18 protein-coding genes and 1 pseudogene are annotated in these 17,544 nt (G+C 69.7%); 2 read left to right on the top strand and 17 right to left on the bottom strand.

The genetic code is table 11. The features are described from left to right. Nucleotides 1–23: 23 nt before the first annotated feature. The 9 genes from tatA to GFH48_RS31720 form a co-directional block, all read right to left on the bottom strand. Nucleotides 24–308, bottom strand: coding sequence for a Sec-independent protein translocase subunit TatA (gene tatA / locus GFH48_RS31760; RefSeq protein WP_153291533.1), 285 nt, complete (start codon nucleotides 306–308; stop codon nucleotides 24–26). Between the two features lie 256 nt (nucleotides 309–564). Then, a complete protein-coding gene (locus tag GFH48_RS31755) occupies nucleotides 565–759 on the bottom strand; it encodes a hypothetical protein (RefSeq protein WP_153291532.1) in 195 nt (64 codons plus the stop codon). 9 nt (nucleotides 760–768) lie between these two features. After that, nucleotides 769–1,029, bottom strand: a complete 261-nt coding sequence (locus GFH48_RS31750; RefSeq protein WP_153291531.1) for a hypothetical protein — start codon at nucleotides 1,027–1,029, stop codon at nucleotides 769–771. A 113-nt stretch (nucleotides 1,030–1,142) separates the two neighbouring features. Beyond that, nucleotides 1,143–2,177, bottom strand: a complete 1,035-nt coding sequence (locus GFH48_RS31745; protein WP_153291530.1) for a helix-turn-helix transcriptional regulator — start codon at nucleotides 2,175–2,177, stop codon at nucleotides 1,143–1,145. 16 nt (nucleotides 2,178–2,193) lie between these two features. After that, nucleotides 2,194–3,171 carry a helix-turn-helix transcriptional regulator gene (locus GFH48_RS31740; RefSeq protein WP_153291529.1) on the bottom strand — a complete coding sequence of 326 codons (978 nt, stop codon included), beginning with the start codon at nucleotides 3,169–3,171 and terminating at the stop codon, nucleotides 2,194–2,196. A 336-nt stretch (nucleotides 3,172–3,507) separates the two neighbouring features. After that, entirely contained in the window at nucleotides 3,508–3,879 is a 372-nt protein-coding gene (locus GFH48_RS31735; protein ID WP_153291528.1) for an FKBP-type peptidyl-prolyl cis-trans isomerase, read from the bottom strand. A gap of 79 nt (nucleotides 3,880–3,958) precedes the next feature. Then, nucleotides 3,959–4,960 (bottom strand): FKBP-type peptidyl-prolyl cis-trans isomerase, encoded by a 1,002-nt coding sequence (locus GFH48_RS31730; protein WP_153291527.1) that lies wholly within the window; start codon nucleotides 4,958–4,960, stop codon nucleotides 3,959–3,961. 128 nt (nucleotides 4,961–5,088) lie between these two features. Further along, the gene (gene pafA, locus GFH48_RS31725) at nucleotides 5,089–6,450 is read right to left on the bottom strand and encodes a Pup--protein ligase (RefSeq protein WP_153291526.1); all 1,362 of its coding nucleotides are present in this window, start codon (nucleotides 6,448–6,450) and stop codon (nucleotides 5,089–5,091) included. 9 nt (nucleotides 6,451–6,459) lie between these two features. Then, a complete protein-coding gene (locus GFH48_RS31720; protein ID WP_153291525.1) occupies nucleotides 6,460–7,719 on the bottom strand; it encodes an MFS transporter in 1,260 nt (419 codons plus the stop codon). Nucleotides 7,720–7,840: 121 nt separating this feature from the next. On the opposite strand from GFH48_RS31720, the gene GFH48_RS31715 reads away from it, so the two are divergent. After that, on the top strand, nucleotides 7,841–8,851 hold the full coding sequence (locus tag GFH48_RS31715; protein WP_153291524.1) for a LacI family DNA-binding transcriptional regulator: 1,011 nt from the start codon (nucleotides 7,841–7,843) through the stop codon (nucleotides 8,849–8,851). A 344-nt stretch (nucleotides 8,852–9,195) separates the two neighbouring features. Here GFH48_RS31715 and prcA read toward each other — a convergent pair whose 3' ends face one another. The 6 genes and pseudogenes from prcA to arc form a co-directional block, all read right to left on the bottom strand. Next, complete coding sequence (gene prcA, locus GFH48_RS31710) at nucleotides 9,196–9,942, bottom strand: proteasome subunit alpha (protein ID WP_148007692.1); 747 nt, start codon at nucleotides 9,940–9,942, stop codon at nucleotides 9,196–9,198. A 57-nt stretch (nucleotides 9,943–9,999) separates the two neighbouring features. Then, nucleotides 10,000–10,845, bottom strand: a complete 846-nt coding sequence (gene prcB / locus GFH48_RS31705) for a proteasome subunit beta (protein ID WP_153291523.1) — start codon at nucleotides 10,843–10,845, stop codon at nucleotides 10,000–10,002. Then, nucleotides 10,797–11,012: pseudogene (locus GFH48_RS31700) on the bottom strand (endonuclease domain-containing protein); the annotation flags it as partial. The gene prcB and the pseudogene GFH48_RS31700, both read right to left, overlap by 49 nt. 232 nt (nucleotides 11,013–11,244) lie before the next feature. Next, the gene (locus tag GFH48_RS31695) at nucleotides 11,245–11,463 is read right to left on the bottom strand and encodes a ubiquitin-like protein Pup (protein WP_037739193.1); all 219 of its coding nucleotides are present in this window, start codon (nucleotides 11,461–11,463) and stop codon (nucleotides 11,245–11,247) included. Nucleotides 11,464–11,630: 167 nt separating this feature from the next. Continuing rightward, nucleotides 11,631–13,142 (bottom strand): depupylase/deamidase Dop, encoded by a 1,512-nt coding sequence (gene dop, locus GFH48_RS31690; RefSeq protein ID WP_381919162.1) that lies wholly within the window; start codon nucleotides 13,140–13,142, stop codon nucleotides 11,631–11,633. Nucleotides 13,143–13,376: 234 nt separating this feature from the next. Then, nucleotides 13,377–15,143, bottom strand: a complete 1,767-nt coding sequence (gene arc / locus GFH48_RS31685; RefSeq protein ID WP_153291522.1) for a proteasome ATPase — start codon at nucleotides 15,141–15,143, stop codon at nucleotides 13,377–13,379. 253 nt (nucleotides 15,144–15,396) lie between these two features. Between arc and GFH48_RS31675 the strand changes: the two genes are divergently transcribed. Next, nucleotides 15,397–15,702: a ferredoxin gene (locus tag GFH48_RS31675; protein WP_153291521.1), complete on the top strand. Its 306-nt coding sequence runs from the start codon at nucleotides 15,397–15,399 to the stop codon at nucleotides 15,700–15,702. 48 nt (nucleotides 15,703–15,750) lie between these two features. On the opposite strand, the gene GFH48_RS31670 is transcribed toward GFH48_RS31675, so the two are convergent. Together GFH48_RS31670 and GFH48_RS31665 are read right to left on the bottom strand one after the other, a co-directional pair. Then, a complete protein-coding gene (locus GFH48_RS31670; RefSeq protein ID WP_153291520.1) occupies nucleotides 15,751–16,326 on the bottom strand; it encodes a hypothetical protein in 576 nt (191 codons plus the stop codon). A 230-nt stretch (nucleotides 16,327–16,556) separates the two neighbouring features. Next, nucleotides 16,557–17,459, bottom strand: a complete 903-nt coding sequence (locus GFH48_RS31665) for a tRNA (adenine-N1)-methyltransferase (RefSeq protein ID WP_153291519.1) — start codon at nucleotides 17,457–17,459, stop codon at nucleotides 16,557–16,559. Nucleotides 17,460–17,544 lie beyond the last annotated feature (85 nt).

The raw sequence follows: 17,544 nt of genomic DNA, 5'->3' as shown, positions 1-17,544 counted from the left end.
GGCCGGAGGTCACCGGCCCTGCGTCAGCGCTTGGTCGTGTCCGTGGGCTCACTGACCGGGCGGGCGCTGGTCACGTCGCCGGGCGCGGCCTGGATGGTGCGCTGGGCCGGGGTCTGCTCTTCGGTGCTGGGCGGGCCGGCCGGGGCGGGGTTGCTGCCCTCGTCCTTCATGGCCTTGGCCTCGCTCTTGAGAATGCGTGCGGACTTGCCGAGGGAGCGCGCCATGTCCGGAAGCTTCTTCGCGCCGAACAGCAGGATGATGACGACGAGGATGAGAATGATCTCGGGAGCTCCGAGCCTTCCGAACATAAGTCTTTACCTTCTCACCGAGGCTGCAGGGGCGGGGTACTGCCCGATCGGTCGGACAAGTGTCCGGTCGTCGTGACAGCGATCGTAACGCTCAGGGATGAACGCGAGGCAATCCCTGTGCGTACTCCCGATCGCGGCCCGCGCCTCGTTCTTCGGGCCGCGATCAGAAGCGTACCTGTCCGCACTGGCAAGTCGACAGGCTCGAATGACGCATTGCGCAACCCTGGACCGAACTCTTACCGGGAGCCCCGCGAGGTCACAGGCCGTCCACGGAGCGCGCGGCCCCGACCGTCGCCCGCTCCAGATCGTCGGCCGCCCTGTTGATACGGCGTGCGGAGTCCGTCACCTGCCGTCCCAGGCGTTCCGCCTCCAGGAACACACGGACGGCGAGCACACCGAGAACGGTCATTCCCAGGAAACCCGCAGCGATCGCACACATCGGCCAGAACATGGGGCGAGCCTAGAGCGTCGAGTGCAGGCGCAGCGTCCGCACCCCGCCTCCGGTGAGGAGCTCGACGATCCGCTCGCCCGCGGGCTTGCGGACGGCGGCGCCGCACTCGGTGCAGGTGAAGGAGTAGAAGGTGGTCCGGCTGGATCCGCCGATCGCGAGCATCAGGGCGTTCGCCCGCAGCTCCAGCCGGGCCCGGCAGTCGGGGCAGCCGGCCCTGAACAGCACGTCGGCCACCCTGCGCATCCCGGCGAAGGCGCTGACCACCGTCATCTCGGCGGCGCTGGGCGACGCGCCGGCCCTCGCCGCTCCCCCGGCTCTCTCCGGCCTCCCGGCCCGCTCGGTGACACCGGCCCTCTCCGACCCACCAGACATCGCCGACGTGGTCAAAGCCCCTGCTCCTGCCTGTCGTACGGTCGGTCCTGGACTCCCTCGCCGTCGAGCCCGTCGTAGGCCGCCAGGGCCTCACGGGCCGCCTGTCGCGCGCTGTCGGCCAGCTCCGGCGGCGACACGATCCGGCCGTCACGGCCGAGGCGCAGAGCCAGCCGCCGCAGCGACGCGGGGTCGGGGGTCCGCAGAGTGATACGCAGCCCGCCGTCCGGCAGTTCATCCGCGCTGTCGTGGGGGTAGTACTCCGCGACCCAGCGCCCGCCCGGTCCGACCTCGACCACCACCTCGGGATCCTCGGCGGCGGGCTGCACCAGCCCCTCGGACAGGTCCCGCAGCTCGACCTCCGGGGGCGCGGACGGCTCGTCGAGGATGCGGATCTCGGCGACCCGGTCGAGCCGGAAGGTGCGGCGCGCCTCGGAGCGGCGGCACCAGGCCTCCACATAGGTGTGGCCGACGCTGACCAGCCGGATCGGGTCGATCTCGCGTTCGGTGAGCTCGTCGCGCGAGGGCGAGTAGTAGCGGATCCACAGCCGGCGCCGCTCGGAGATCGCCCGGTCGACGTCCGCGAAGACCCCGCCCTCGGACTCGAAGGTCACCGAGAGCCGGGAGCTGGCGCCCGCCGCCTCTCCCGAGGCGGCCTCCACCTTGGCGGTGGCGCGCAGCAGCGCCTGCCGGTCACCCTCGCGCAGTCCGGGCAGCGTGGAGACCGCGCGGGCGGCCACCAGCAGCGCGGTCGCCTCGTCGGCGGCGATACGGAGCGGCGCGGCCGCCTCTGCCGCCAGGGCGGCCGGGTTGTGCCACCAGATACGGTCGCCGTCGGTGTCGATGTCGAGCAGGTCGCCGCCGCGGAAGCTCGTCCCGCACAGCGGCAGCACGTCGAGGTCGGAGATCAGCTCGTCCTCGGTGATCCCGAACGCCCGGGCGACGTCACCGACGCGCGCGCCGGGGCGCTCGCGCAGATAGGTCACCAGGGAGAGCATCCGCCGGGTCTGGTCGATCGCGTTCGTGGGCCTGGCCGGTTTTCCTGCCACTTTCCTACGTTCCCCCTCAGCCCTTGGCCACGGCGCGCAGCCGGTCCACCACGTCGGCCCGCAGTTCGGCGGGTTCCAGGACGACGACGTCGGGCCCGAACTCGACGAGCCACGCGTCCAGACCGTGCCCGTACGGGATCTCCAGCTCGTCCCAGCCGTCTCCCCGTTCCCGGACCGAGACGGCCTTCGCCCGCAGCGGGTATCCGGAGCCGGTGCGCAGCCGGATCCGCGCGGAGCGGTCTGCGATCTCGCCCGCCCACCCGGCGACCGTCTCCCGCACGGTGACGACGTCGGGCACCTCGGCCGTGTACCGGCCGGCCCGGGCGCGGACCTTGCCGGTGATCCGCGAGAGCCGGAAGACGCGCTCGGCCCCGCGGTCACGGTCCCAGCCCGCCAGGTACCAGTGGCCGCGCCAGCACTCCAGGGCCCAGGGCTCGACCTGCCGGGTCTCGGGGCGCGCGGCGGTGGCCTTGCGGTAGTCGAAGACGACCGGGCGACGGTCGCGGCACGCCAGCATCAGCGGTTCGAAGGCCGCCTCGTGCACGGGGATGTGCGGCTCCAGGGCGCCATGGGCCTCGTAGGGGTCCACGTCCTCGGGCAGGCCCGCGGCGCGCAGCTTCTGCAGCGCGCCGCTCGCCGCGCCGGCCAGCCGCGCCTGCTGCCAGACCTTGGCGGCGAGGCCGAGGGCGGCGGCCTCCTCGGCGTCGAGGGTGATGGGCGGCAGCCGGTTGCTGTCGCGGCGGGCGACGTAGCCGACCTCGCCGTCCAGGTTCTCCACGGTCTCGATGACCAGGCCGAGCTCGCGCAGGTCGTCCTTGTCGCGCTCGAACATCCGGTTGAAGGAATCGTCGGACGAGGCCGCTCCCCTGCCCGGCCTGAACGCCTCCACATAGGCCTCGATGGAATCGCGCAGTTCGCGCTTGCTGAGCGGCCGCCGTGTCCCGAGCAGACACAGCGCCAGGTTCATCAGCCGCTCGGCCTTGGCAATGGCCATCGACGCCCTTCCCTATGGTGCTTCCGACCGATGACCGTACCGCTCCGAAGTGTCGTGGCAAAAGCCGAGGGCCCATGCCCGGACAGGCATGGGCCCCAGGTGATCAAATCCGGTCGTATCCCGATCACGCGGTGTACGAAGATCGGACCAGGGTGCGAGCGTCACGATGATCGGACCGCAGTCGCGGACTCCTCGGTCGCCGGAGCTGGGACAGCGTTCCGCGACCGTCCGGGCCCGGAGCGCAGCTTCGGGGCCCGGTGTCCGGCCAGGGAGCACACCTTCGGGACCCGGTGTCCGGTCCCGGGTGACGCGGAGCCATGGCTCCCCGTGCCGATGTCAGACCGCGACCAGGTCGCAGACGAAGATCAGCGTCTCGCCGGGGGCGATCCGGCCGCCCGCGCCACGGTCCCCGTAGGCGAGGTGCGCCGGGATGGTCAGCTGGCGGCGGCCGCCGACCTTCATGCCCTGCACGCCCTGGTCCCAGCCGCTGATGACCTGGCCGACGCCGAGCTGGAACTCCAGCGGGTTGCCGCGGTTCCAGGAGGCGTCGAACTCCTCGCCGGTGGAGAAGGCCACGCCCACGTAGTGGACCTTGACGAAGTCCCCGGCCTTGGCGACCGCGCCGTCGCCCTCCCAGATTTCCTTGATCTCGAGGTCCGCCGGGGGCTCGCCGCCCGGGAAGTCGATCTCGGGCTTCTCGATGCTCACGTCTTTCGCTCCTGCTGGTTCACGTTGGTTCGCGTGGTGCCCTTGAGGCACCGCCGACAGTCTCGCATCCCTGACGGGTTCACATCTTCGCCAGGATGTCGACCGTGAAGACCAGCGTGGAGTCCTTCTGGATGCCGCTGCCGCTCGGGGGGTTGTCGCCGTAGCCCAGGGCCGGCGGGATGACGATGAGGACGCGGCTGCCGACCTTCTTGCCCGTCAGCCCCTGCCCCCAGCCCTTGACGACCTGCTGGAGCGAGAACGACGTCAGCTGACCTCGGCTGTACGTGGAGTCGAACTCCTTGCCGCCGTCCCAGACGACGCCCTTGTACTGCACGAGGACGGTGCTGTCCGCCTTGACCTCGTCGCCGTCGCCCTCGATGACGTAGTCCGCCACGAGCTTCGTCGGGGCCTTCGTCTTCGGCACGTCGATGGAGGGGGCCTTGCCGTCGGTGTTCGTGCCGACCTTGGGGAGGTTCGCGTCGTTCTGCGGGACGTTCTTGCCCTTGGCGGAGCTCTTCGCGTTGAAGGTGTTCTCGATGTCGATGACGAACACCAGGGTGTCGGTGCCCTTGATACCCGCCTGCGTGTTGCCCTGCTTGCCGTAGCCCCAGGTCGGCGGGACGGCCATCTCGACGCGGCTGCCGACCTTCTTGCCCACGAGTCCGTAGCGCCAGCCGTCGATGATGCTGCCCTGCGCGAGCTGGATGAACAGCGGCGTCTTGCGGTCGTAGGAGTTGTCGAAGACCTTCGCCGTGGCCCAGACCTGACCCAGGTAGTGGGCCACGACGAAGTCGTTCTCCGCGACCGACTGACCCCCGCCCGCGATGACCGTCTTGACCGCGAGATCCTTCGACGGGTCACCGGAACCCTTGGCGACGGTCGGCTTCTCCCCGAACTTCGTCCCGGCCGTGATGGCGGGCAGCGGACCGTCGACGATCTTGGGCGGCGGTGCCGACGAGGCGGAGGCCGAAGGCGACGGACTGCTGCTGGACTTGGCCTGGTCCGACTTGTTGTCGTCACCGCATCCGGCGAGAGTGACCAGTCCTGCGGGTACGGCAAGGAGGAGTGAGCGTCGGCGCACGGTGGGGGCCTCGTATCGATCGATCTTGGTTGATGGCGTGCGCGCAACTCTACGACGTGAGAAGGGCGCCGTACGGAAAACGTACGGCGCCCCGCGTTGCGTTCCGCGTCACTCGCGGAACACCCGGCTCACATTCCGGCGATCAGCTTCTCCACCCGGTCGTCGACCGAACGGAACGGGTCCTTGCACAACACGGTGCGCTGTGCCTGGTCGTTGAGCTTGAGGTGGACCCAGTCGACGGTGAAATCGCGGCGCTGCTCCTGAGCGCGCCGGATGAAGTCACCGCGCAGCCGCGCCCTAGTGGTCTGCGGCGGCACGGACTTGCCCTCGAAGATCTTCAAGTCATTGCAGATCCGAGCGGCTTGTCCCTTCCTTTCCAGCAGGTAGTACAGGCCACGACGACGGTGGATGTCGTGGTAGGCGAGGTCTATCTGAGCGACCCTCGGGTGCGACATGGTCATGTTGTGCTTGGCCCGGTACCGCTCGATGAGCTTGTACTTCATGACCCAGTCGATCTCGGTGCCGATCCGGTCGAGGTCCTCGGCCTCGATCGAGTCGAGCACCCGGCCCCACAGCTCCAGCACCTGGTCCACGGTCCCGGTGCGGATGCCGCGGCGCTCGACGAAGTCGACGGCCTTCTCGTAGTACTCGCGCTGCACCTCGAGCGCGGAGGCCTCGCGGCCGCTGGCCAGGCGCACCTTGCGGCGGCCCGTGATGTCGTGGCTGACCTCGCGGATCGCCCGAATGGGGTTCTCCAGGGTGAGGTCGCGCATGACGGTGCCCGCCTCGATCATGCGCAGCACGAGGTCGGTGGCACCGACCTTGAGCAGCATGGTCGTCTCGGACATGTTCGAGTCGCCGACGATGACGTGCAGCCGGCGGTAGCGCTCGGCGTCGGCGTGCGGTTCGTCGCGGGTGTTGATGATGGGCCGGGAGCGGGTCGTCGCGGAGCTGACGCCCTCCCAGATGTGCTCGGCACGCTGGCTGACGCAGTACACGGCGCCGCGCGGGGTCTGCAGCACCTTGCCGGCGCCGCACAGAAGCTGCCGCGTGACCAGGAACGGGATGAGGATGTCCGCGAGTCGGGAGAACTCCCCGTGGCGGGCCACCAGGTAGTTCTCGTGGCAGCCGTAGGAGTTGCCTGCCGAGTCGGTGTTGTTCTTGAACAGGTAGACGTCGCCCGCGATTCCTTCCTCGTGCAGGCGTCGTTCTGCGTCCACCAGGAGTCCTTCGAGAATGCGCTCGCCGGCTTTGTCGTGGGTGACGAGTTCCGTCACGTTGTCACATTCGGGTGTCGCGTATTCCGGATGTGATCCCACGTCGAGATAGAGGCGGGCACCGTTCCGCAGAAAGACATTGCTGCTGCGGCCCCATGACACGACACGGCGGAAGAGGTACCGCGCCACCTCGTCGGGAGACAGGCGCCGCTGTCCCCTGAACGTACACGTGACGCCGTACTCGTTCTCCAGCCCGAAAATGCGGCGGTCCATGACTGAACATTACGCCCGATCCCCCGAGCTGAAACGGGGTTCGACGGCACGGTTTGGATCATTTTCCGATGAGACCGCAACTACCGCACCGTCGCCGGTAGCTGCGAGGACCCGCCCCGTGGCCAGCAGAACCACCAGCGCGGCGGCTCCCGCGGCACCCGGGACGGCGAAGCCCCAGACGGCCCCGCCCCACTCCACGACCGGGCCCGCGAGGCCCGTTCCGACCGACGCGCCCACGGTGAACGTGGTCACAAGCCAGGAGAACGCCTCGGTGACGGTGCCCTTCGGGGCGTGCCGGTCGACGATGATGAACGCGCAGGCGATGCAGGGCGCCAGGAACACGCCGGCGAGGGCCGTGAGGGCCGTCATGGCGACCGCGCCCGGCATCAGCAGGAGCGGCAGGTAACACACCGCCAGGAAGGCCACCAGCACCCGCAGTCGCCGCTCGGGCGCACCGGTCCACCGCCGCGCCCCGTACACCGTGCCACCGACGAGCGCGCCGAGGCCCAGGGCCGCCATCAGCCAGCCGTACACCGCGTCCCCGCCGTGGTCGTCGGCGTACGACACGGCGGCGACCGTGATCGAACCGAGCGCCGTCCCCACGAACAGGAACGCGCCGAGCAGGGCCAGCAGCCCCGGTGAGCGCAGCGCGCCGAGCCAGTGCGCCTCGCGCGGCGCCGATCGCCACGCGCGCGAAGGCGGCGAGACGACCACCCAGAGGGCGCCCAGTACCCCGATGCCGTTCAGGATCAGCAGCGCGGCCTGCGCGGACCAGAGCGCCACGAAGAGTGTCACCAGCAGGGGCCCGACGGTGAACATGACCTCCTGGGCCACGGCGTCCATCGCGTAGGCGGTGTGCACCTGGTCCTCGCGGCGCAGTACGGAGGGCCACAGGGCACGCAGCCCGCCCTCCAGCGGCGGCGTGAAGAGTCCGGCGACCACCATGGAGGCGTAGGCGACCGGCAGCGGGTCGGTGCCCGAGAGGGCGAACACGGCCATGCCGAGGGCCGAGACCAGGGCGGCGGGCAACTGGACGCGCGGCTGCCCGTGGACGTCCACGAGGCGCCCGAGCAGCGGCTGACCCACGGCGTTGGCCACCCCGTACACGGCGGCGAGGGCCCCGGCCAGGCCGTACGTGCCGCCCTCGGCCCGGATGAAGAGCACGACCGCGATGGCGGCGGTCGCGTTCGGCAGCCGCCCGGTGAGCGTGCCGGCGAGCAGCCGGGCGGCATGCCTCGCCCTGAGGATCTCCAGGTATCCCGCGGCCATGTTCCCGCCTTCTCCGCCGAGCGCCCGAGGCGACCCGGAGCTGCCAGTGTTACGTATAACGTCCTCCGCCATACGTACCATGTGCCCAGTCCGCGAGTCCAGACGAAGGAGCAGGTCGCCGGTGGCACGAGCCAGCACGCGCCCCACGAGCCGGGACGTCGCCCAGGCCGCGGGGGTCTCCCAGGCCGCGGTCTCCCTCGTGCTGGGCGAGAAGTGGCGCGGCCGGGTCTCCGAGGCGACGGCGGACCGGGTCCGGGAGGCCGCCCGGGACCTCGGCTACCGTCCGAACCTGGCCGCCCGCAACCTCCGTCTCGGCCGCACCCGCACGGTCCTCCTGGTGGTCCCGGCGCTCACTACGGAGTTCTTCGCGGGGGTCTACACCGGCGCCGCGCGGGTGGCCTCCGCGCACGGCTTCGGCGTGGTCCTCTATCCGTCACCCGCGGGCATCGGGCCCGCCCGGGACCCGTTCGGTTCCGCGCGGGCGGCTCTGGACGGTGTCATCGCCTCCTCCATGGCCGCGGACGCGCTCACGGCGATCCGGGGCGACCAGCTGCCCCTCGTGATGCTGGACAGCGACCCGGCGGGCAGCCTGGGCGCGGCCACCGTCAACCTCGACATCAGGGACGGCGTACGCCAGGTGGCGGACCATCTGCTGGCTCTCGGGCACCGCCGCTTCCTGCACCTGGGGGCGGACATCGCGTCCTGGACCTTCGAGGTGCGCGCCCGTGAACTGGCCGCCCGGCTGGAGGCCGTCCCGGGCACACGGCTGCGCACCGCCCGCGCCCCGATCTCCATCGAACACTCCCGTGCCGCCGCGGAGACGGCCCTGTCCGCGCCAGGGCCCCGGCCCACGGCCCTGGTGTGCGACGACGACAACCTCGCGGCCGGCGCCTACAAGGCGGCCCGCCGACTGGGCCTGCGGGTGCCCGACGACCTCTCGATCACGGGGCTCGACGACCTGGCGCTCGCCCGCGCGCTCGACCCCGAGCTGACCACGGTCCGCCTGGACGCCGAGCTGTTCGGCGAACGGGGCATGGAGGCCCTCCTCGCCGTCCTGGACGGCCGCACACCGCCCGAGGGCGACATCCCGGTCGAACTGGTCGTACGGGGCTCCACGGCGCCGCCTCGCTAGCGCCACGGTGGGCGACGTCCGCCCGCCCCTCCGTCCGTCCGCCCGCCCCTCCGTCCGTCGAGGACCGGCGCAGGGCGCGTGCTCCCGCCGTTCCCCGCAGCCGGGGTGCGGCGTCCGGCGTGTGCTCCCGGCGTTCCCCGGGACCGGAGAGCGGCGTCCGGCGTGTGCTCCCGGCGTGAGGGGCGGAAGTCCTCGCGGCCGGCCGCCGTGTCCGGAGGGAGGGGGCCGACTCGGCCCGGCCCGCCTGCCGGACGGGCGTCGCGGAGTGCCCTCGGTGTCCGAGGCCGCCCGGACATGACTGCGCCCCGCCCACCGGACGACCGGTGCGCGGGGCGCGAGCGGGGTCACTCGTCGTCTTCGGGGTCCTCGGCCTCGGTGGCGGTGGACGCGCCGCCCTCTTCCAGCAGACGGGCCAGCTGGCGCCCGACGATGCGCTTGAACTTGCGCTGCTGCGGGCGCGTACGGTCCAGGATCGCCACCTCAAGGCGCTCGGCGGGGATCTCCCGCTCACCGCCGTTCGGCTCGCGCGACAGCGACTGCACGGCCAGCTTCAGCGCCTCGGCCAGCGACATGCCGTCCTGATGGCGCTGGTCCAGATAGCTGCTGATCTGCTCGGCGTTGCCGCCGACCGCGACCGACCCGTGCTCGTCCACGATCGATCCGTCGTGCGGCAGCCGGTAGATCTGGTCACCGTCAGGGGTCTCCCCCACCTCGGCGACCACGAGTTCCACCTCGTACGGCTTCTCGGCCGCGCTGGAGAAGATCGTGCCCAGCGTCTGGGCGTACACGTTGGCCAGGCCGCGCGCGGTCACGTCGTCGCGGTCGTAGGTGTAACCGCGCAGATCGGCGTAGCGCACACCGCCGATCCGCAGGTTCTCGTACTCGTTGTACTTGCCGGCGGCCGCGAAGCCGATCCGGTCGTAGATCTCGCTGAACTTGTGCAGCGCGCGGGACGGGTTCTCGCCGACGAACACGATGCCGTCGGCGTACTGCAGCACGACGAGGCTGCGACCGCGGGCGATGCCCTTGCGGGCGTACTCCGCACGGTCGGCCATGGCCTGCTGGGGTGAGACATAGAACGGCGTCGACACCGGTTATCCGTCCCTTTCTGTCGAAGTCACAGGGTCACCTGGGCAAAGAGACCGGGCTCAGAGCAGCGCGGCCCGCGGGCCGTCCGGCTGCGTCAGGCGCCGCTCCAGGATCGCGCGGGCGATCTCCGCGGACTCCTCCTCGGTGAGACGGCGGAATCCCTCTTCGGTGATCACGGTGACGATCGGGTAGATCCGGCGGGCGACATCGGGACCGCCCGTTGCCGAGTCGTCGTCGGCCGCGTCGTACAGCGCCTGGATGACCAGGGTGGTGGCCTGCTCCTCGGTCAGGTCGCTGCTGTACAGCTTCTTCATGGCACCGCGCGCGAAGATCGAGCCGGAGCCGGTGGCGGCGTACCCGTGCTCCTCGGAGCGGCCGCCGGTGACGTCGTAGGAGAAGATGCGGCCCTTCTCGCGGTCCACGTCGTAGCCCGCGAAGAGGGGCACCACGGCGAGGCCCTGCATGGCCATGCCGAGGTTGGAACGGATCATGGTGGAGAGGCGGTTGGCCTTGCCCTCCAGGGAGAGCGTGGCGCCCTCGACCTTCTCGAAGTGCTCCAGCTCCAACTGGAACAGCTTGACCATCTCGACGGCCAGACCCGCCGTACCGGCGATGCCCACCGCCGAGTACTCGTCGGCCGGGAAGACCTTCTCGATGTCGCGCTGGGCGATCATGTTGCCCATCGTGGCCCGGCGGTCGCCGGCGAGGACGACTCCGCCGGGGAAGGTGACGGCGACGATGGTCGTGCCGTGCGGCGCCTCGATCACGCCCTGCACGGGCGGCAGCTGCCGCCTGCCCGGGAGCATCTCCGGCTGGTGCTCGGACAGGAAGTCCATGAAGGACGACGACCCGGGCGTCAGGAAGGCAGCCGGTAGACGCCCGGTGCTACGAGTGTTGGCTTCCACGGGGATCCTTCCAAGTAGGCGGCAGCCCGACGAACAGCGTCGGGATCAACTCCCAACTTGCCGATGGCCGAATTGCAGTTGAAGCACAGTACGCCACGGACCCTACCCGTCCGGTGGCATTGATCCACATGAACGGAGGCAGCTTTCGAACAGATCACGCGGAGCCCCGGAAACGGGCGATCCTCATGTCGGGTTCCGAAGAACCCGGCTTTTGGACACGCTCCTCGGAGGACGCGTACACGGACGCGCTCAGCGGTGGCGTCACACGTAGGCGACGCCCCGGTCCGCGAAGACCGCTCGCGGCCCGGCCACAGCCGCACCGCGAGCGACACTTCACACTCAGCCCTGGCGACCCTGGGTCGCCTTGATGCCGAACCTTCGATTCGAAGGAAAGGCGGCTTACTGGCCACCCTTCTGGACGAAGGACCTCACGAAGTCCTCGGCGTTCTCCTCGAGGACGTCGTCGATCTCGTCCAGAACCGAGTCGACGTCGTCGCTCAGCTTCTCCTGGCGTTCCTTGAGGTCGTCCGTGGCCTGCGCGTCCTGCGCCTGCTCCTCGACCTCCTCGGTGGAACGCGTCGCCTTCTGCTGTCCGCCGCCGGTGTCCTTGGTCGCCATAACCCTCACCCCGCTCGGTTCGACGTTCTTGATCAGACCCTACAAGCAGGGTCCGACATCGGCCCCGCAGTTGCTACAACGTCCGGGGGTCACCTCGATGATTCCCGGACGTCGCCTTTTTCCACCCCGATGCGCCGACGGGGCCCCAGGGCCCCGTACGGCCCCGCTCAGCCGCCCGAGAGGACCTTGACCAGGTCTTCCGCCGTGCGGCAGCGATCGAGGAGCTCCTTGACGTGATTACGCGTTCCGCGAAGCGGCTCCAGGGTTGGAACGCGCTGGAGCGAGTCCCTGCCGGGCAGATCGAAGATCACCGAGTCCCAGGAGGCCGCCGCCACGTCGTCCGCGTACTGTTCGAGACACCGGCCGCGGAAGTACGCGCGCGTGTCCTCGGGCGGCTTCGTCCGCGCCCGCTCGACGTCCGACTCGTCCAGCAGGCGCTTCATCTTGCCGCGGGCGGCCAGACGGTTGTACAGGCCCTTCTCGGCGCGGACGTCGGCGTACTGGAGGTCGACCAGGTGCAGCCGGGCGGCATCCCAGTCGAGGTCGTCACGGCGCCGGTAGCCCTCCATGAGCTCCCGCTTGGCGACCCAGTCGAGCTCGCCGGCGAGGCTCATCGGGTCGTTCTCCAGACGGTTGAGGGTGTCCTCCCAGCGGACCAGTACGTCCTTGGTCTGGTCGTCGGCGTCCGCCCCGAGCCGCTCCTCCACGTACTTGCGCGCCAGCTCGAAATACTCCATCTGGAGCTGCACCGCGGTCAGCGTGCGTCCGCTGCGCAGCGTGACGAGCCGCTTCAGGGTGGGGTCGTGCGAGACCTGGTGCAGCGTGCGCACCGGCTGGTCGACCGCCAGGTCGACGGCGATGAAGCCGTCCTCGATCATGGACAGGACCAGGGCGGTCGTGCCCAGCTTCAGATAGGTCGAGATCTCCGACAGGTTCGCGTCACCGATGATCACGTGCAGCCTGCGGTACTTCTCGGCGTCCGCGTGCGGCTCGTCGCGGGTGTTGATGATGGGGCGCTTCAGCGTGGTCTCCAGGCCCACCTCGACCTCGAAGTAGTCGGCCCGCTGACTGAGCTGGAAGCCGTGCTCGTGGCCGTCCTGGCCGATACCGACGCGGCCCGCTCCGGTGACGACCTGGCGGGACACGAAGAACGGCGTGAGGTGGCGCACGATGTCCGAGAAGGGGGTCTCCCGCTTCATCAGATAGTTCTCGTGCGTGCCGTACGAGGCGCCCTTGTTGTCGGTGTTGTTCTTGTAGAGGTGGATCGGCTGGGCGCCGGGGAGCTGGGCCGCCCGTTCCGCGGCCTCCGCCATGATGCGCTCGCCGGCCTTGTCCCACAGGACCGCGTCCCACGGGTTGGTGACCTCGGGAGAGCTGTACTCCGGGTGCGCGTGGTCCACGTACAGCCGTGCGCCATTGGTGAGGATGACATTGGCCAGGCCGATGTCCTCGTCGGTGAGCTGGCTGGAGTCGGCGGCCTCGCGGGCGAGGTCGAAGCCTCGCGCGTCCCGCAGCGGGTTCTCCTCCTCGAAGTCCCAGCGGGCGCGGCGCGCCCGGTGCATCGCCGCCGCGTACGCGTTGACGATCTGGGACGAGGTGAGCATGGCATTGGCGTTGGGGTGGCCGGCGACGGAGATCCCGTACTCCGTCTCGATGCCCATTACTCGCCGTACGGTCATGCGGCCCTCCTTGCCCGGCGGCGCCCTCGGTCGGGGGCGCTGCTCAAGTACCGCTGGTGCTCCGGTGCGTGTGCGGTGCCCGTCCCCGCAACGCGCGACTCGGCGGTACGAAAGAGCCTAGAACGCCTCTGCGCTGGTGGGGAGATCATTTGCGTCATTGCTGTGCTCCAGCCGTGCCCCGGAAAGCAGTCGGCTGCGGATACCCGTGGAGGGCACCCGCAGCCGCCCTGGCTTTTACAGGTACTGACCGGTGTTGGCCACCGTGTCGATGGAGCGTCCGGTGTCCGCGCCCTGCTTTCCGGTGACGAGCGTACGGATGTAAACAATCCGTTCGCCCTTCTTTCCGGAGATCCTGGCCCAGTCGTCCGGGTTGGTGGTGTTCGGCAGGTCCTCGTTCTCCTTGAACTCGTCCACGCACGCCTGGAGGAGGTGGGAGACCCGGAGGCCCTTCTGGTTCTGTTCGAGGAAGGCCTTGATGGCCGCCTTCTTTGCGCGGCCCACGATGTTCTCGATCATGGCGCCGGAATTGAAGTCCTTGAAATACAGGACTTCCTTGTCGCCATTGGCGTAGGTGACCTCGAGGAAGCGGTTCTCCTCGGATTCGGCGTACATCTGCTCCACGGCGGTCTGGATCATGCCGTGGACGGTGGCCGCCCGGTCCCCGCCGTGCTCTCCGAGGTCGTCGGAGTGCAGCGGAAGCCGCTGGGTGAGGTACTTCGCGAAGATGTCCTTGGCGGCCTCGGCGTCCGGACGCTCGATCTTGATCTTCACATCGAGTCGTCCGGGGCGCAGGATCGCGGGGTCGATCATGTCCTCACGGTTCGAGGCACCGATCACGACCACGTTCTCCAGGCCCTCCACGCCGTCGATCTCGGCGAGCAGCTGGGGGACGATGGTGTTCTCCACGTCCGAGCTGACGCCCGATCCACGGGTGCGGAAGAGGGACTCCATCTCGTCGAAGAAGACGATGACGGGGGTGCCCTCGCTGGCCTTCTCACGAGCACGCTGGAAGACGAGGCGGATCTGTCGCTCGGTCTCGCCGACGTACTTGTTCAGGAGCTCGGGGCCCTTGATGTTCAGGAAGAAGCTCTTGCCGGTGGCCTGGCCGGTGACCTCGGCGACCTTCTTGGCCAGCGAGTTGGCGACCGCCTTGGCGATGAGCGTCTTGCCGCATCCGGGGGGCCCGTAGAGCAGCACGCCCTTGGGCGGCCGCAGTTCGTGCTCCTTGAAGAGGTCGGGGTAGAGGTACGGAAGCTCGACCGCGTCGCGGATCAGTTCGATCTGGTTTCCCAGGCCGCCGATCTGCTCGTAGCCGATGTCCGGGACCTCTTCGAGGACGAGTTCCTCGACCTCGCTCTTCGGGACGATCTCGTAGACATAGCCGGAACGGGGTTCGAGGAGGAGGGCGTCTCCGGGACGGATATTGACGTCCCGGAGCGGTTCGGCGAGCCGGACCACCCGTTCCTCGTCGGTGTGCCCCTGTACGAGGGCGCGCTCGCCGTCCTCCAGGATCTCCTTGAGGGTGACGATGTCGCCGACGCTCTCGTACTCCATGGCCTCGACCACGTTGAGGGCTTCGTTGAGCATCACTTCCTGGCCGCGCCTGAGCTCTTCGAGCTCCACGCTGGGGCTGACGTTCACCCGGAGCTTGCGGCCCCCGGTGAAGATGTCCGCCGTGCCGTCCTCGTTCGCCACGAGGAAGACACCGAAGCCCGCCGGCGGCTGCGCGAGCCGGTCGACCTCCTCCTTGAGGGCCACGATCTGGTCGCGGGCCTCACGGAGCGTGTTGGCGAGCCGCTCGTTCTGCGCGGACACGCCGGCCAGGTTGGTCTGCAGCTCGACGATCCGCTCTTCGAGAATCCTCGTGTGCCGCGGAGAGTCGGCGAGCTTGCGTCGCAGGACGGCGATCTCCTGCTCAAGGTAGGCAACCTGCCCGGCAGGGTCATCGGACCCTCGTCCCGGGCGGATGCCGCGGTTCATGTCGTCGTCGTGGGCTGCCACGGTCCTCACCTCCTCCAAGGGGAGCTGGACGCTTCCAGACCCTACCTGGGTGGGTGTCGATTGAAACCCCTAGATCACAAAGACTGTCGAGGTGTGTCCGATCTTCACCCTTGCGCTCTCCCTCACGCCAGGGGGATACCCACCCAACATGATTGGGAAGCCGACGGAGGTAGGCTCAAAGTGTTCAACACCCGTCAGAGCTGGCCCGATTCCCCAGTCTTCGGATCGCTCGACGCAGGAAACGGCAGGAGATGTGACCGTGCAGCAGGAGGCCGCAGCAGGCGATGAGGCGCTGGAGGTCTGGATCGACCAGGATCTCTGTACCGGAGACGGGATCTGCGCCCAGTACGCACCGGAGGTCTTCGAGCTGGACATCGACGGCCTGGCGTACGTGAAGAGCGCCGACGACGAGCTCCTCCAGGCCCCGGGCGCCACAACGCCCGTACCGCTGACGCTTCTGCGTGACGTGGCCGACTCGGCCAAGGAGTGCCCGGGCGACTGCATCCACGTACGTCGGGTTTCGGACAGGGTCGAGGTCTACGGACCCGACGTGGAGTGACCCGGAGGGCACTCCACGTGACGGATTGTCCGGTTTCTCACATGCTTCTCATACGCTCTGGGCGTCCGCCGGCGTCGAGCGGACGAACGCTCCGTTCTTCCACTGCCACTTGGCCCGGTCCTTCACGTCCGGGCAGCAACTCGGCACGTCGGCCGACGAGTAGCCGAGCAGGGTCGCGGTGACGGCGCCGTCACGTACCGCGAAGCCCGTGACGCTCAGCCGGTCCTTCGGGTCGATCAGGGTGGCCACGATCCGGGGCTTCTTCGCCGCCCCGCCCTGGGTCAGGACGTAGACACCGTTGGGCGGGGTGCCCGAGCCCGCGTCGCAGCGGACCACGGCGACCGTCTCCGGGCTGCCGTCGCCGTCGAGGTCCCCCGACGCCTTCTTCTGCACGACGACGTCGGCGGGCCCGCAGTCGACCGGGAACGTGACGGCCGCGGGGTCCGGGGGCGCGATCGCGGCCGGGGCGGCCTTCGCCCCGGGGCCGGGCTGGGCCGCCGTGGCCGATCCGGGCTGGACGACCGAGGAGAGGGCGACGACTCCGGCCAGGGCGGTGGCCGTCGCCAGCCAGTGGATGGGACGGGTGTGCGTGTGTGCCAGTTCCGGGACGACGGATTGCTGCACTGGGAGCGTCTCCTGGGAGGGCTGTGCCGGTGTGGGGGTGGGGTGGCCAGCATGGTGCCACACGTCACAGCCGGGTGGAACGGCGGGGTCCGCACTTCTGGCGGCACGTCAACAGAAACCCGCCCTGCTCCAGTTGCGGAAACGCCTGTGGCCGGGTTTCCGGGTGTCTCCGGGAACTCGGCCACAGGGGTGGAACGTTGGGTTCGTGCGCGGCGGGGACGCCGGTCGGATCAGCGGGCGGTGCCGCCGTCGGCGTTGGGACCGGTGTAGTCCTCGCCGTAGGCGCCCTTGGAGGGACGGCGCCGGCGCATGGGCGGCTCGACGCCGTCCGCGAGGCGGCGGGCGGTGAGCAGGAAGCCGGTGTGACCGATCATCCGGTGGTCCGGGCGGACGGCGAGGCCCTCGATGTGCCAGTTGCGGATCATCGACTCCCAGGCGGTCGGCTCGTTGAAGGAGCCGATCTCGCGGATGGACTCGACGGTCCGCGCGAGCTGGGTGGTCGTCGCCACGTAGCAGCACAGGATGCCGCCGGGGACGAGCGCCTTGGAGACGGCCTCCAGGCACTCCCAGGGGGCGAGCATGTCGAGGATGACCCGGTCGACCTCGGTGTCGCTCAGATTGTCCTGGAGGTCGCCGACGGTGAGCTGCCACGCGGGGTGCGGACCCCCGAAGTAGCGCTCCACGTTCTGCTGGGCGATCTCGGCGAAGTCCTCGCGGCGCTCGTAGGAGTGCAGCATGCCCTGATCGCCGATGGCGCGCAGCAGGAAGCTGCTGAGCGAGCCGGAGCCGACGCCCGCCTCCACGACGCGTGCGCCGGGGAAGATGTCGGCGAAGGCCAGGATCTGCCCCGCGTCCTTGGGGTAGACCACGGCGGCACCGCGGGGCATGGACAGGACGTAGTCGGGGAGCAGGGGGCGCAGCGCGAGATAGGCGACGTTCCCCGTGGTGCGGACGACGCTGCCCTCGGGAGCACCGATCAGCTCGTCGTGGGGGAAGGAACCCTTGTGGGTGTGGAAGTTCTTCCCGGCCTCGAGCGTGAACGTGTAGTGGCGGCCCTTGGGGTCGGTCAGCTGAACCTGGTCCCCGACCTTGAAGGGCCCGCGCCTGCGGGCGGCACCGGTCGGTTCGGACATGTGAACAGCCTACCGGTCCCCGCGCGGGGCGCCGACCATGGGCGCCGCGGGCGGCCACCGTGGACGCCGCCCGGCCGGCCGCGGC

Source organism: Streptomyces fagopyri (assembly GCF_009498275.1).
In the GTDB taxonomy this organism is placed as follows: Bacteria; Actinomycetota; Actinomycetes; order Streptomycetales; family Streptomycetaceae; genus Streptomyces; species Streptomyces fagopyri.
This window is presented reverse-complemented; position numbering and strand designations above follow the sequence as displayed.